General features: G+C 68.8%; 16 protein-coding genes. 13 read left to right on the top strand and 3 right to left on the bottom strand.

Features of this window, described 5'->3' with window-relative positions; genetic code table 11:
• Positions 1 to 64 precede the first annotated feature (64 nt).
• From ABMA10_RS00940 to ABMA10_RS00970, 7 genes are all read left to right on the top strand, one after another.
• A complete protein-coding gene (locus ABMA10_RS00940) occupies positions 65 to 712 on the top strand; it encodes a small multidrug efflux protein (protein WP_347867837.1) in 648 nt (215 codons plus the stop codon).
• 122 nt (positions 713 to 834) lie between these two features.
• Positions 835 to 1149, top strand: a complete 315-nt coding sequence (locus tag ABMA10_RS00945; RefSeq protein ID WP_347867836.1) for a DUF6412 domain-containing protein — start codon at positions 835 to 837, stop codon at positions 1147 to 1149.
• Between the two features lie 66 nt (positions 1150 to 1215).
• Positions 1216 to 1986: a YidC/Oxa1 family membrane protein insertase gene (locus tag ABMA10_RS00950; protein ID WP_431031107.1), complete on the top strand. Its 771-nt coding sequence runs from the start codon at positions 1216 to 1218 to the stop codon at positions 1984 to 1986.
• Between the two features lie 77 nt (positions 1987 to 2063).
• On the top strand, positions 2064 to 3098 hold the full coding sequence (locus ABMA10_RS00955) for an NAD(P)H-dependent flavin oxidoreductase (protein WP_347867834.1): 1035 nt from the start codon (positions 2064 to 2066) through the stop codon (positions 3096 to 3098).
• Positions 3099 to 3158: 60 nt separating this feature from the next.
• Positions 3159 to 3938: an alpha/beta fold hydrolase gene (locus ABMA10_RS00960; RefSeq protein WP_347867833.1), complete on the top strand. Its 780-nt coding sequence runs from the start codon at positions 3159 to 3161 to the stop codon at positions 3936 to 3938.
• A gap of 78 nt (positions 3939 to 4016) precedes the next feature.
• Positions 4017 to 4676 carry a hypothetical protein gene (locus tag ABMA10_RS00965; protein ID WP_347867832.1) on the top strand — a complete coding sequence of 220 codons (660 nt, stop codon included), beginning with the start codon at positions 4017 to 4019 and terminating at the stop codon, positions 4674 to 4676.
• The gene (locus tag ABMA10_RS00970; protein WP_347867831.1) at positions 4673 to 4930 is read left to right on the top strand and encodes a hypothetical protein; all 258 of its coding nucleotides are present in this window, start codon (positions 4673 to 4675) and stop codon (positions 4928 to 4930) included. Before ABMA10_RS00965 ends, ABMA10_RS00970 begins: the two co-directional genes overlap by 4 nt.
• Before the next feature lie 154 nt (positions 4931 to 5084).
• On the opposite strand, the gene purB is transcribed toward ABMA10_RS00970, so the two are convergent.
• Positions 5085 to 6467: an adenylosuccinate lyase gene (gene purB, locus ABMA10_RS00975; RefSeq protein ID WP_347867830.1), complete on the bottom strand. Its 1383-nt coding sequence runs from the start codon at positions 6465 to 6467 to the stop codon at positions 5085 to 5087.
• A complete protein-coding gene (locus ABMA10_RS00980; protein WP_347867829.1) occupies positions 6464 to 6994 on the bottom strand; it encodes a low molecular weight protein-tyrosine-phosphatase in 531 nt (176 codons plus the stop codon). Before ABMA10_RS00980 ends, purB begins: the two co-directional genes overlap by 4 nt.
• Positions 6995 to 7260: 266 nt before the next feature.
• Here ABMA10_RS00980 and ABMA10_RS00985 point away from each other — a divergent pair, with 266 nt between their 5' ends.
• Positions 7261 to 7473, top strand: a complete 213-nt coding sequence (locus tag ABMA10_RS00985; RefSeq protein ID WP_347867828.1) for a hypothetical protein — start codon at positions 7261 to 7263, stop codon at positions 7471 to 7473.
• Positions 7470 to 8915 (top strand): hypothetical protein, encoded by a 1446-nt coding sequence (locus tag ABMA10_RS00990; protein WP_347867827.1) that lies wholly within the window; start codon positions 7470 to 7472, stop codon positions 8913 to 8915. The genes ABMA10_RS00985 and ABMA10_RS00990 overlap by 4 nt, the downstream gene beginning before the upstream one ends.
• A gap of 35 nt (positions 8916 to 8950) precedes the next feature.
• Here ABMA10_RS00990 and ABMA10_RS00995 read toward each other — a convergent pair whose 3' ends face one another.
• Positions 8951 to 9343 carry a phage holin family protein gene (locus ABMA10_RS00995; RefSeq protein WP_347867826.1) on the bottom strand — a complete coding sequence of 131 codons (393 nt, stop codon included), beginning with the start codon at positions 9341 to 9343 and terminating at the stop codon, positions 8951 to 8953.
• Positions 9344 to 9442: 99 nt separating this feature from the next.
• Between ABMA10_RS00995 and ABMA10_RS01000 the strand changes: the two genes are divergently transcribed.
• Genes ABMA10_RS01000 through ABMA10_RS01015 form a run of 4 tightly spaced genes read left to right on the top strand, consistent with a single transcriptional unit; the run spans position 9443 to position 14094 of the window.
• Positions 9443 to 10588, top strand: coding sequence for a histidinol-phosphate transaminase (locus ABMA10_RS01000; protein WP_347867825.1), 1146 nt, complete (start codon positions 9443 to 9445; stop codon positions 10586 to 10588).
• Between the two features lie 2 nt (positions 10589 to 10590).
• Positions 10591 to 11730 (top strand): thiamine pyrophosphate-dependent enzyme, encoded by a 1140-nt coding sequence (locus ABMA10_RS01005; protein ID WP_347867824.1) that lies wholly within the window; start codon positions 10591 to 10593, stop codon positions 11728 to 11730.
• The gene (locus tag ABMA10_RS01010; protein ID WP_347867823.1) at positions 11727 to 12707 is read left to right on the top strand and encodes an alpha-ketoacid dehydrogenase subunit beta; all 981 of its coding nucleotides are present in this window, start codon (positions 11727 to 11729) and stop codon (positions 12705 to 12707) included. The genes ABMA10_RS01005 and ABMA10_RS01010 overlap by 4 nt, the downstream gene beginning before the upstream one ends.
• A 25-nt stretch (positions 12708 to 12732) precedes the next feature.
• Positions 12733 to 14094 carry a dihydrolipoamide acetyltransferase family protein gene (locus tag ABMA10_RS01015; RefSeq protein WP_347867822.1) on the top strand — a complete coding sequence of 454 codons (1362 nt, stop codon included), beginning with the start codon at positions 12733 to 12735 and terminating at the stop codon, positions 14092 to 14094.
• Positions 14095 to 14126: the final 32 nt, after the last annotated feature.

Consider the following 14126-nt stretch of genomic DNA (forward strand, 5'->3'; position numbering starts at 1 on the left):
TTGACTGCTCCCAAGCGGCTGGTCGACCGATGGGGCCGCATGAGACCGTGAGAAGAGATCCGACATGGACAACCCGTACGAGTGGTTACAGAACTTCATCCAGCAGGTGCCCGACATCCTGCAACCGTTGATCGTCGCGGTCGCAGCTGCGATCCCCTACATCGAGGGAGAGGGGGCTGCCGCACTCGGCATCATCGCGGGCATCAACCCCGTCGTCGCCGCAGTCGCCGGAGCGGCGGGCAACATCCTGTGCGTCATTGGGGTGGTGCTCCTCGGATCCCGCATCCGTGAGCGCACCATCGCTCGGCGTGCGGCCAAGCGAGGAACGACGCAGTCCGACGGTCTCGGCGCCGTCGCACCACAGCACGGGGCGACCGTCGGAGCGGTGTCCCGCGACGGCGCATCCGGTCCCGCGTCGATCAGCACACTGGAGCAGTCTGTGGGCGATGACGATGCGCGCGACCCGAACGCGAAGCGGACCGGGCGACAGAAGGGCCGTGCACGCCTGCGTCGATGGATGGTCAAGTTCGGCGTTCCCGGAGCGAGCATCCTCGCGCCGCTCGCACTCCCGACGATGTTGACCGCCGCGTTCTTCGTCGGCTCGGGGGTCCCGAAGCAGTGGGTCATCCTCTGGCAGGCCATCGCCATCGTCCTGTGGACAGGTGCGGTCGCCCTCGCTGCCACCGGTGTCCTCGCGCTCCTCGGTTGGTGAGCATCTGGCTCGCCCGTCGACACCAGGGCGGAGGATCGGGCCGTGCGAGCCGGCCGGAGCCGGGGGAGCGGCGAGACGAGAATCGACCTCGGTGCGCCGATGGCTGGTGCTAGCGTCGAAGCATGGTCGATCTGCTCGAGCTCGTGGCGCGCGCGTTCGTGCTGCTCGGCGTGAGCACGAGCGGCGACGCGCTGATCCCCGCCTTGGTCGTCCTCGGGTTCATCGGGGCGGCGGCAGCGGCGACGGTGCTCATCGCCGAGGTGATGCGGGCCCGAGCGTTCCTGCCTGGCGGCAGCGGGCCGACGCCACTCCGTGAGGTGGAGAACCTCCGGGTGCTGGTCGCCCACAGCAATCCGGACGCACCAGGACATGTCCGTTCCCGAGCGCCAGGAGGCGCGATCGCGATCGTCGGGAGTATGGGGCACGGACTGCAGTAGTCGCGCGCGCCATGGTCCGCGGCGGTCAGACGGTCTCCTCTCCGCTCTCGATCGAAGGACCACTCCATGGATTTCACCACCATTCCCGCCGTCTCCGCCGTCCTCGACGGCATCGCAAGCTTCGTGGAAGCGATCGGCGGTGCGCTCGAGCCGTTCACGGGCTCGTGGGCTCCGCTGCTCGCGATCGTCGTGCTCACGTTCGTCGTGCGCCTGGCATTGCTGCCCGTCGGCATCTCGCAGGTCCGGGCCGAACGCACCAGGCGACGGCTTGCGCCTGAGCTCGCGGCCCTGCGTCGTCGCTACGCCAAGCAGCCGGAGGCGCTGAACCGCGCACTCGTCGAGCTGTACCGTTCTCACGGCGCTTCGCCGGTCGCCGGTTGTCTCCCGCTGTTGGCGCAGGCGCCGGTGCTGTCCGCTGTCTACGCGTTGTTCGTCCACCAGGAGATCGCGGGTCATGCGAACGCGCTCCTCGCGGCGGTGGTCGGGGGCGTCCCGCTCGGCGCCAACCTCTTCCACCTGCTGGGCACGACGATCACGGCGATCTGGCCGTTCCTCGTCGTGCTGGCCCTCCTCGGTCTGGCGATCGAGCTGACGCGACGTGCCTCCGCTCGCTGGGCAGGGAGCACCACCGAGGTCACCGGCACGGAGTCGGCGGCCGCGGCCGGTACGCGGGCGCTCGCCCCGGTCCTGCGCTGGCTTCCGTTCCTCTCGGTGGTCTTCGCCGCGATCGTGCCGTTCGCCGCCGGTGTCTACCTCGCGACGAGTGCGCTGTGGACGGTCGCCGAGCGCGCGATCCTCCGTCGCGTGCTCATCGGGCGGCCGGAGCTGACCGCCTAGCCTCATCGGGGCGTCAGTCCTGTCCGCTGTCACCTGCAGGGATCGGAGCGAACGCCCCGTGGGCGGATACTGGGGGCATGCAGACGCTTCCGTTCGAGGTCCCCATCGTGCTCGGTCCGTTCGGAGGGCTGTCCTCCGTGGAACTCACGGCCACGGTGAGTGAACTCGGTGGGCTCGGCTCGTTCGGCCTCTACGGGTACGCCGCCGACCGGATCGAACGGACGGCCGCAGCTCTCCGTGAGCGCACCTCGAAGCCGTTCGCGCTGAACCTCTGGGTGCCGCGCGGCGACGAGCTGCTGCCGAGCGAGTCCGCCGCCGAGTTCACCGCGGCCGTCGAGGCGCTGCGACCGGTGTTCGAGGAGCTGGCCATCGAGCTACCCACCCTGCCCGGGTCCTACCTCCCGTCGTTCGAGGAGCAGATCTCGGCAGTGCTCGAGGCGCGGCCGGCCGTCATCAGCTTCGTCTACGGCGTCCCACCGCGTGAGGTCGTCGAGGCCGCCCACGAACGCGGCATCACGATCATCGGCACGGCGACGACGGTGGCCGAGGGGATCGCGTTGCAGCTGGGTGGCGTCGATGCGATCGCGGGAACGGGGATGGAAGCCGGTGGGCACCGGGTCTCGTTCCTGCGGCCGGCGGAGGAATCGCTCGTGGGGACGATCGCCCTCATCCCGCAGCTCGTCGATGCCGTCGACGTCCCGGTCATCGCCGCGGGTGGTGTCGCCGACCGCCGAGGCGTGGCAGCTGCGCGCGCCCTCGGCGCAGACGCCGTGCAGGTCGGCACCGCGTTCCTCCGGACGACGATCTCAGCAGCGACCGATGCCCACCGCGAAGCCCTCGTCACGACCCCGGCCGACGGCACCGTGCTCACCCGCGCGATGAGCGGTCGACTCGCACGCGGCATTCCGAATCGGGTGCTGCGACAGCTCGAGGCAGCCGACCGGATCGCTCCGTTCCCGGTGCAGAACTGGCTCACCGGCCGATTCCGCACCGTCGCATCCGAGCGCAGCCTCGCGGAGCTGCAGGGGTTCTGGTCCGGACAGGCGTCCCTGCTCACCCGGGAGCGTGCCGACGCGAACGAGGTCTTCGCAGAGCTGGTTGCAGGGCTCTGACCGCACGGCCAGAGGGCTGACACCCTTCCGTGGACGACCGCTCGGGAGGATGATCGGGGGATGCCGCTCTTCCCGATCCTCCAGCGACCACCTCGGCTGCACGTCGCGGTCGACCGAGGCACGGGGCCGGTCGTCGTGCTCCTCCACGGCATTGCCTCATCGTCAGTGACGTTTCAGAACGTGCTCCCGCTCATCGAGGATCGGCACCGCTGCATCGCGATCGACCTCCTCGGTTTCGGCGAGTCGCCCATCCCCGAGAACGCCGAGTACACGGTCGGCGAGCATGCCGCTGCGGTCGCCGGCACCCTGGAGTCGCTCCGCCTCGAGGGGCCGATCACGCTCGTCGGCCACTCCATGGGCTCGCTCATCTCGGCGCGGCTCGCAGCTACGCGACCGAGATCGATCGAGCGCGTCGTCCTGGTGAGCCCGCCCATCTACTTGTCGCCGCAGGAGCTCGCGAACCCGGTCGACCAGCGCATCATGGGCTTCTACCTGAAGGCCTACGAGTATTTCCGGAACAACAAGGACTTCACCCTCCGTCATGCCCAGGTGGTGGAGCGGATGCTGCCGATCCCGAAGGCGATGGACATCAACGAGCGCACCTGGGTGCCGTTCGTGAAGTCGCTCGAACACTCGATCGAATCGCAGACGACGGTGAGCGACATCGCCGCGATCCGGGCACCGGTGGAGGTCATCTACGGCAGCCTCGACGAGTTCCACTCGGACGGTGTCCTGAAGATCGTGTCGCGGATGAGCGGCGTGAACGTCCACAGGGTGTTCGGGAGCGACCACCTCATCGGCAGACGGCTGGCACGGGCCGTCGCTGCCGCCATCGGCTGAGCGAGGGGCGCCGGTCCGAACCGTGCTCAGGAACGCGTAAGCTGGTGGAGACTTCCTGCAAGAGATGAGACGTTCACCGTGCCCAGCATTCCGTTCGACGGCGCCAAGCACGATCGGTACTGGATGGTACCGATCCTGCGTGCGGTGATCGCGCTCGCCACGGCCGGTGTCATCACGTTCACACAGGGTCATTCCTCGCAGTTCGGTCTCGTGGTCTTCGGTGTCTTCACGCTCCTCTCCGGAGCGATCGTCGGCGGCTTCGCCTTCCCGAGCTTCTCCGACACCGTCACGCGGGCGTTCTTCCTCGGGCAGGGCGTCATCGGCGTCGTCACCGGTGTGTTCGCGCTCATGCTGAGCGGCGGCGGCCTGAGCATCTTCCTCTACGTCGTCACCCTGTGGGCCGCGCTCACGGGGTTCCTCGAGCTCTACAGCGGCATCCGCTGGCGCGGTCGCCTCGCCGCGGCGAAGGACTGGACGGCCGTCGGCGCGTTCACCGTGCTGCTCGCTCTCGCGACGCTCCTCGTGCCCCCGGGGCTCGAGCAGCGCTTCGCCGCCCCTGGCGGTGTCGAAGGTGTCCTCCGTGCGGACATCGTCGTCGTCGGCCTCGTGGGCGCTTACGCCGCGATCATCGGCGTGTACCTCGTCATCGGCGGGCTGTCACTGCGATGGGCCGCCAAGCGCCCCGTCGCGGCCTCGTCCGCCGAAGACACCGACGGCACGGTCGGAGCCGCATCATGAGCAAGCCCAACCGCGACGACCTGCTGCGCCCGATCGAGCTCCTGGTGCTCTCCGGCGTCATGGGGGTGTTCACCGGTCTCGTCGTCCTGATGTCGACCCGCGAGGTCGTCCTCGCGCTCATCGGCCTCGGCATCGCGTTCATCGCGTCGCTCGTCGTGCTCGCCATGTTGGCGCTCGCCGTGAAGCCTGACTTCCAGGAGAAGCAGGACATCCACGAGCAGGACGGCGAAGACCCGCGTCCCTCAGCGCACTGAGCTGACGAGCGGCGTTCGTCCCCTCGGCTCCTCGACGGGCTGCACCTCGACAAGCTCGGTGACCAGGTTCAGCCGGTGACCAGGACCGCGCGAAGAGCGACGGTCCTGGTCTCCGAGCCTGTCGAAGGCCGGTCCCTGAGCGTGTCGAAGGGTACTACGGCAGGTAGTCGACGAGGTCGTCGGACAAGCCGATGTACGTGGCCGGCGTCAGCGCGAGCAAGCGCTGCTTGGCGGCGTCCCCGATGTCGAGACGGCCGACGAAGTCGACGAGGTCGGCCTGGCCGATGCGCTTCCCCCGGGTCAGCTCCTTGAGGAGTGCGTACGGGTCCTCGATGGTCGAACGACCGGCAGTGACCTCTGCGCGGATGACCGTCTGGATCGCCTCGCCCAGCACCTCCCAGTTGTGGTCGAGGTCGTCGGCGAGGACGTCTTCGGCGAGGTCGATCTGACCGAGGCCTCCGAGGATGTTGTCGAGCGCGAGCAGCGAGTGACCGAAGCCGACGCCGATGTTGCGCTGGGCGCTCGAGTCGGTGAGGTCGCGCTGCAGGCGCGAGGTGACGAGGGTCGCTGCGAGCGAGTCGAGGATCGCGCTGGAGAGTTCGAGGTTCGCCTCGGCGTTCTCGAAGCGGATCGGGTTCACCTTGTGCGGCATGGTCGAGGAGCCGGTGGCGCCGGCGACGGGGATCTGACGGAAGTAGCCGATGGAGATGTACGTCCAGATGTCCGTCGCGAGGTTGTGCAGCACCCGGTTGGCGTGGGAGATCTTGCCGTAGAGCTCGGCCTGCCAGTCGTGGGACTCGATCTGCGTCGTCAGGGGGTTCCAGTCGAGACCGAGTCCTTCGACGAACTCGCGTGAGATCTTCGGCCAGTCGGCATCCGGGTCGGCGACGAGGTGAGCTGCGAAGGTGCCGGTCGCACCCGAGAACTTGCCGAGGTACTCGTTGGATTCGATCTGGCGGGCGATGCGCTCCAGGCGGTAGACGGTGACGGCGAGCTCGCGCCCCATCGTGGTCGGCGTGGCGGGCTGGCCGTGGGTGCGGGCGAGCATCGGCACGGTGCGGAAGTCGACGGCCTTGGTGCGCAGTGCGTCGAGCACGAGGCGCAGCTTCGGCAGCCAGATCGCCTGGACGGCCGATGAGACCGTCAACGCGTAGGAGAGGTTGTTGATGTCCTCGCTCGTGCACGCGATGTGGGTGAGCTCGGCGATGCGGTCGAGGCCGAGTTCGGACAGGCGGTGGCGGACGAGGTACTCGACGGCCTTCACATCGTGACGCGTGACGGCCTCCTTCTCAGCGAGCCAGTCGATGTCGGCCTGCCCGAAGTCGAGGTAGAGGGCGCGGAGCCGCTCGGTCTCCGACGGGTTGAGTGGGGATGAGCCGAACATCGAGTGGTCGGTCAGGTAGATGAGCCACTCGACCTCGACCTGCACGCGCGCGCGGTTGAGGCCGGCTTCGGAGAGGTATTCGCCGAGTGCCGTCACGGCTGGGCGATAGCGGCCATCGAGTGGGCTGAGCGGCTGGGCGGGGAATTCGGTCATGGGGTGGCTCCCTGGGTGAGTGCTGGTTCGAGCTGGTGGAAGAGGGCGCGGCACGCGTGGTCGATCATGCCGAGGACGGTGTCGAACATCTGTGCGTCCGAGTAGTAGGGGTCGGGGACGTCGAGGGTCCCGGTCTGGCTGTTGTCGAAGCTCAGCAGGAGGTGGACCTTCGAGTGGTCGGCGTCATTGTCGGCCCACGCGCGGAGGATGCGATCGTGGCTGCGGTCGAGGGCGACGACGAGGTCGTAGCTTCGGAAGCGATCGGGGTCGAACTGTTTCGCCCGATGGGCTGAGGCGTCGTGGCCCTGTTGGTGCAGGGCGGTGATGGTGCGCTGGTCCGCATGTTCGCCCACATGCCAGTCACCGGTGCCTGCCGATGAGACGTCGACGAACTGCTCGAGGCCCGCGCCGGCGACCAGATCGGTGAAGACGCTCGCCGCCATCGGGGATCGACAGATGTTGCCCGCGCAGACGAAGCACACGCGGAACGGGGTGGTGCCGGGGGCGGCCTCCCCGAGGGTGTTCATGCCTCTATTCTGGCCGACCCTGCCCGGCCCGTCGAACGGTTGCTCCTCAGGGTGCTCCACAGCGCGTCGGCTCTCGGCCTCATTCCACATGTGGCCCGTCGGGGCCCGGTCGCCGGTGGCGGTCCGGCAGCGTGGCTGTCGATGCCGGTGATCGCCGGGTCGGGAGAGGGACGGAGGGTGCGATGGGGTGCGATGGGATAGCGATCTGCGGTGCTGGCACGGGCGCGGACGAGGCCGTTGCGATACTGGAGACGAGAGTCGGCTGTGTGCAGGACGTCCTCGGGCAGCTGAGCGTCGGCATCACCGCCCTCGGGCGTGGACGCGCCGAGGTCGAGTGGGACGGCCTCGCAGCCCTCCAGTTCTCTGCGGCAGCCGATGAACTGATCGGTGAGCTCCGGAACGCTGCGTCGGCCCTCGACGAAGCGTTGCGAAAGGCCAGCTGGGCGGCGGCGAGCATCTCCACCTGGGGAATCGGATGAGTGACGACCTCGTCATGCGCGGCGGTGGCGCGGTCACCGTGGCCACCGACAGTCACCTGCATCTGGCGAGAGTCCTCGTGTCGCTCGGCGTTTCATGTGCGGAATGGGCCGACAGGGTCGAGACCGTCGCGCAGTACGACACCACGTACGCGTCGCAGGGGCCGGTGGCGGTCCCTGGAATGGACCACGAGGCAGGGAGGGCTTCGGCCGCCAGGGCGGTCGTCCGCCTCAGGCGGGCAGCCGAGGACGCGGCCGGCCTCGCGGGGAAGCTCCTGACAAGCGCAGAGGCGTACGGCGACGTCGAGCGCTTCGTCGCCTCTCTCTTCGAGACCTCCAGCGCTGCGTCCGCCTGTTTGATCGGGAGTTCGCCCGGTCTCCTGGTCGTGGGGGCGCTCGGGCTCTCAGGAGTCGTGCTCAACGGTGTGCTGCTGCGCACCGTCATCGGTGCCCTGTCGGGTGAAGCCGGCGAGCATCTCGACGCAGACGCCGCACGGACTCTGCGAGGCGTGATGGCGACGCCGGCGTTCGCCGACGCGGTCCGGTCGATCGTCTCCTCGACCGACGATCTCCTGGTGGGCTTCGGAGGGGTGCCTGCGCTGGTCGACGCCCTGAACCGCGCGGGAGACGGCGCCTCCGGCGTCGCGTTCGCAGCACTCGTCGTGGCACGCGGCGCAGAGCTCGCCGGGATCTTCCCGGGGAGCGTTCCGGTCACGGCTTCGGCTGTGTCCCACCAGAAGGCGGAGGACGATGGCGCCGTGGGGCCGCCGCGGACGCACGAGGACCTCGTCGACCGCATGCCGAAGGGTGGAGCGGGGAGCCCCCAGATCCGGATCGAGCATCATCTCGACGCGGACGGCACCGACCGGTGGATCGTGTGGACGGGCGGGACGATCGAGACCGGGCTCCCGACCAGCTCTACCGAGCCGTGGGACAACCAGAGCAACCTCCGCGCCGTCGCAGGTGCTGCAGCCGAGAGCACCGCTGCCACGCGGGAGGCGATGCGGCTGGCTGGGATTCCCGACGGCGCGTCCGTCATGCATGTCGGCTACTCGCAGGGTGGGATCGTCGCGGCGGCGATCGCGGCGTCGGGGGACTTCGACTCGTCCGTCGTGACCTTCGGAGCGCCCGTCGAGACCATCCCGTTCCCGGAGGACCTCCCGCGGACGCACGTCGAGCACGAGGAGGACGTCATCCCAGCGCTCTCCGGTACTCGCCGGGATCCGGTCGACGGCGGAACCGTCGTCCGCCGGTCTCTGTACGACGGCGGTCCACCGCCTGCCGGTGACGACCCGCTTCCGGCGCACTCCCGAGACCGTTACCTGGAGACCGCGCGCCTAGTCGATGCCTCAGACGACCCACGCCTGCACGCCGTCCTCGGACCACTCACCGGGCTGTCAGGCCCAGGTGAATCCTGGGAGTACCGCGCGGATCGGGTGCGATGACGGTCGCCCGGCCTCGTCGCCCGTACTTCGACCGCTCAGCCCTTGGCCCGCGGACGGATGACGATACCGAGCAGCCAGTTCACGATGGAGATGACGATCGCCCCGAGGACGCCCCACCAGAAGCCGTCCACGCTCAGGCCGAAACCGAACCAGCTGCTGATGCCGGCGGTGATGAGGAGGAGCAGGCCGTTGATGATCAGTCCGATCAGACCCAGGGTGAGGATGTACAGGGGGAAGGCGAGCACCTTGATGACCGAGCCGATGATCGTGTTCACGATCGCGAAGATCAGTGCGACGAGGGCATAACTCAGAATGATCTCGAGCGTCCCGCCGGGCGCGTACGGCGTCATGTTCACCCCGGCGACCAGCAGAGTGGTGATCCAGATGGCGAATCCGTTGGCGAGCAGTCTCAGTAGGAAGCGTCCCATGGGTCAATCCTCCCACCCCCGCCACGACAGGCCAAGTGCCCTCCTGAGCACGCGCATTGCATTCCGCCGCGGGTATCCTTCGCGCCCTAGACTCGTCGGGTGAGTGAGAACCAGCCAACCACAGCCCAGCCGGCCGCTCAGGCGGGCGCGAGTCCTGTCCGTCTCCGTCCCGAGATCACCGGTCTGCCGAGGTACAAGCAGGGCAAGGCCGCCGCAGCGGACGCCTTCAAGCTCTCGAGCAACGAGGTCCCGTTCCCGCCGCTCGACGCCGTGCTCGCAGCGATCACCGAGACTGCCGCACAAGCGCACCGCTATCCCGACGGAGCAGCACTCGCCCTACGCGAGGCGCTCGCCGAACGCAACGGCGTCACCGCCGAACGCATCCACGTCGGCGCGGGCTCCGTCGCGCTCCTCAGCCAGTTCATCACCGCGGCGGCAGGCCCGGGCGACGAAGTCGTCTACGCCTGGCGATCCTTCGAGGCGTATCCCGTGCTCGTCACCGTCGCCGGCGCGACCGCCGTCCCGATCCCGAACCGCACCGACGGATCCCACGACCTCGACGCCATGGCCGCAGCCATCACCGACCGCACGCGCGTCGTCATCGTCTGCACACCGAACAACCCGACGGGCACGATCGTCGAGCGCGAGGCGTTCGTCTCCTTCCTCGACTCGGTGCCGTCCGACGTCCTCGTCCTGCTCGACGAGGCGTACCGCGAGTTCGTCACCGACGAGGACGCCATCAACGGCATCCCCCTCCTCGGCGCGCACCCGAACCTCGTCGTGCTCCGCACCTTCTCGAAGGCGTACGGGCTCGCCGGACTGCGGGTCGGCTGGGCGATCGGCCACGAGCTCGTACTCGATGGCGCCCGCAACGCGGCGATCCCGCTGTCCAGCACAGCGCCCGCACAGCAGGCGGCGCTCGCCGGACTCGAGGGCGCCGAGGAGATCCGCGCCCGCGTCGGTGTCATCACCGAGCGCCGTGATGCACTCGCAGCGGCATTGCGCGAGCAGGGTTGGTTCATCCCGGAGGCGCAGGGCAACTTCCTCTGGTTCGGTCTCGGCGTGCACACGGAGGCGGCGAACGACGTCTTCCTCGCCCACGGCATCGTCGGACGCATGTTCGCGGCGGACGGCGTCCGCATCACCATCGGTGAGCCGGAGTCGGTGGAACCGCTCCTGGCTGCGGCAGCGGAGGTCATCGCCACCCTGCCGGTCGACCACCCGGCACGAGAGGCGGTGCGCTGAGGATGAGCCGTTCAGGAGACGACCCCACCGTGCCCAGCGTCCAGTTCATCGACGCGGCGGGCAACTTCGCCCCCAACGAGCACGCGGAGCAGTACCAGCCGTTCCTCGACCGCCTGACCGAGACGGATCTGCAGCAGTTCTACCGCGACATGTCGAACGTCCGCGCGTTCGACGTCGAGGCGACGAACCTGCAGCGCCAGGGGCAGATGGCGCTGTGGCCGCCGAGCCACGGCCAGGAAGCCGCCCAGGTCGGCTCCGCCCGTGCGGCACGCGCGCAGGATCACATCTTCCCCTCGTACCGCGAACACGTCGTCGCGATGATCCGTGGTGTCGACCCGATCGACATCGTCCGACTCATGCGCGGCAACACGCACGGCGGCTGGGACCCGGCAGACCCGTCGAACGGCAACGTGCATCTCTACACCCTCGTCCTCGCGGCTCAGACACTGCACGCCACCGGGTACGCCATGGGCATGACCTTCGACAAGGTCGTCGGCACCGGCGACCCGGCTGTCGACGCAGCAGTCCTCGTCTACTTCGGCGACGGATCGAGCTCCGAGGGTGACGCGAACGAGGCGTACATCTACGCCGCGAGCTATCAGACCCCGCAGGTCTTCATCCTGCAGAACAACCAGTGGGCGATCTCCGTGCCCGTGTCGCGGCAGGCGCGCGAACCGCTGTACCAGCGCGCTGCCGGCTTCGGCCTCGACAGCGTCCGGATCGACGGCAACGACGTCCTGGCCAGCTACGCGACCGCCGCGAAGCATCTCGACGATGCACGAGCCGGCCGTGGCCCGAGCCTCATCGAGGCGATGACCTACCGGATCGGCGCCCACACGACGAGCGACGACCCGACGAAGTACCGCACCGACGACGAACTGCAGTCGTGGATCGCCCGAGACCCGATCGTCCGGTTCAAGACGTATCTGCAGGGTCTCGGCGCCTCGGACGCGTTCTTCGCGGAGGTCGACGCCGAGGCCGCGGCGCTCGCCGAGGACACCCGTGTCCGGACCCTCGCGCTCGAGGGTCCCGGCCCCGAGCTCATCTTCGAGGGCGTCTACTCGGAGCCGCACCCCCTCATGATCGAGCAGCAGGCTTGGCTCGAACGCTACGAGGCCTCGCTCGAAGGAGGCGCAGCATGACCACGACGACGATGCCGATGGCCAAGGCGCTGAACGCCGGGCTCCGCAAGGCGATGACCGACGACGACAAGGTCCTGTTGATGGGCGAGGACATCGGCCCGTTGGGCGGCGTCTTCCGCGTGACGGAGGGTCTGCATGCCGAGTTCGGCGGCGACCGCGTCCTCGACACCCCGTTGGCCGAGTCCGGCATCGTCGGCACGGCGATCGGTCTTGCGATGCGTGGCTACCGTCCCGTGTGCGAGATCCAGTTCGACGGGTTCGTGTTCCCGGCGTTCAACCAGATCACGACGCAGCTCGCGAAGCTCACGAACCGACACGAGGGCAAGCTCGCGATGCCCGTCGTGATCCGGATCCCGTACGGCGGCCACATCGGTGCCGTCGAGCACCACCAGGAGAGCCCGGAGGCGTACTTCGCGCACACCGCGGGACTCCGCGTGGTGAGCCCGTCGACGCCGAACGACGCGTACTGGATGATCCAGGAGGCCATCGCGTCGAACGACCCGGTCGTCTTCCTCGAGCCGAAGAGCCGATACTGGCCGAAGGGCGAGGTCGACCTCGATTCCGCCGCCGCGCCGCTGCACGGCAGCCGCGTGGTCCGGACCGGCACGGAGGTCACGCTCGCCGGTCACGGCGCGATCGTCAGCGTCATGCTGCAGGCCGCTGAGCTCGCGGCAGCCGAGGGCACGAGCGTCGAGGTCGTCGACATGCGCTCGCTCTCGCCGATCGACTACGACCCGCTCGTCGAGTCCGTCCGTCGCACGGGCCGCCTCGTCTACGTGCAGGAGGCCCCCGGCTTCACGAGCGTGGGCTCCGAGGTCGCCGCGACGGTGACCGAGCGCGCGTTCTACTCGCTCGAAGCACCCGTGTTGCGGGTCTCCGGGTTCGACACTCCGTTCCCGCCGGCGAAGCTCGAGGGCGTCTTCCTCCCGGATGCAGACCGCATCCTCGAGGCGGTCGACCGCTCGCTGGCGTACTGAACACCCAAGGAAGACGAGGAACACGATGAGTGATCTCCAGTTCGAACTGCCTGACGTCGGCGAGGGCCTGACCGAGGCCGAGATCGTGCAGTGGAAGGTCGCGCCCGGCGACGCCGTGACGGTCAACCAGGTCCTGGTCGAGATCGAGACGGCGAAGTCGCTCGTCGAGCTGCCGTCGCCCTTCGCGGGCACGGTCGGCGCCCTGCTCGTGCAGGAGGGCCAGACGGTCGACGTCGGCACGCCCATCATCAGCGTGAGCACGGCCGGTTCCGCAGCGCCCGTCGCTCCGGCCGGTGCTGCCGAGTCGGAAGAGGCGACGCTTGCCGCCGACACCGCCGCGAGCGTCTCCGCCACCGAGGAGTCCCGCCCGGGTGCGGTGCTCGTGGGCTACGGCAGCGCAGGCCACACCTCGAGTCGTCGTCGAGGGCGTGGGGCGACCCCTGTCGCCGAAGCGCCAGGTGCCCCGGCTGCAGCTGCGCCTGCCCCGCGCCGTCAGCCGCCGACGAGCGTCCCGGCCGCCTCGGCGCTGCCGGTGATCGCGAAGCCGCCGATCCGGAAGCTCGCGAAGGACCTCGAGGTCGACCTGTCGAGCATCGAGGGAACGGGTCTCGCTGGGGAGATCACTCGCGACGACGTGGTCCGCCAGGCCAGCCAGGCCAGTGTCTTCCGCAACATCGAGACCCCGGAGTGGGCCGATGAGCGCGAGGAGCGCATCCCGGTGAAGGGTGTCCGCAAGGCCATCGCAGCCGCGATGACCCGCAGTGCGTTCACCGCTCCGCACGTCTCCCTCTTCGTCGACGTCGATGCGACTCGCACGATGGAGTTCGTCAAGCGGCTCAAGAGCTCGACGGACTTCGCGGGTGTCAAGGTGTCGCCGCTCCTGATCATGGCGAAGGCGATGATCTGGGCGGTGCGACGCAACCCGACGGTCAACAGCGAGTGGACCGATCAGGAGATCATCGTCCGGCACTACGTGAACCTCGGGGTGGCCGCCGCGACGCCTCGTGGGCTGATCGTCCCGAACGTCAAGGAGGCGCAGGGGATGAGTCTCCTGGAGCTCGCTCGTGCGCTCGAAAGCCTGACGCTCACGGCCCGTGACGGCAAGACGCCGCCGGCCGATCAGCAGAACGGCACGATCACGGTCACGAACATCGGTGTCTTCGGTATGGACACCGGCACCCCGATCCTCAATCCCGGTGAGGTCGGCATCGTGGCGCTCGGCACGATCAAGCAGAAGCCGTGGGTCGTCGATGGCGAGGTGCGCAGTCGCTTCGTGACGACGCTCGGCGCTTCGTTCGACCACCGGGTCGTGGACGGCGACGTCGCGAGCCGCTTCCTGGCCGACGTGGCCTCGATCATCGAGGAGCCGGCGCTCCTGCTCGATTGAGTGGGACGATCCGCCCGAACCCGTCGGGCGCG

Origin of the sequence: Plantibacter sp. RU18, from assembly GCF_050613355.1 — a bacterium.
In the GTDB taxonomy this organism is placed as follows: domain Bacteria; phylum Actinomycetota; class Actinomycetes; order Actinomycetales; family Microbacteriaceae; genus Plantibacter.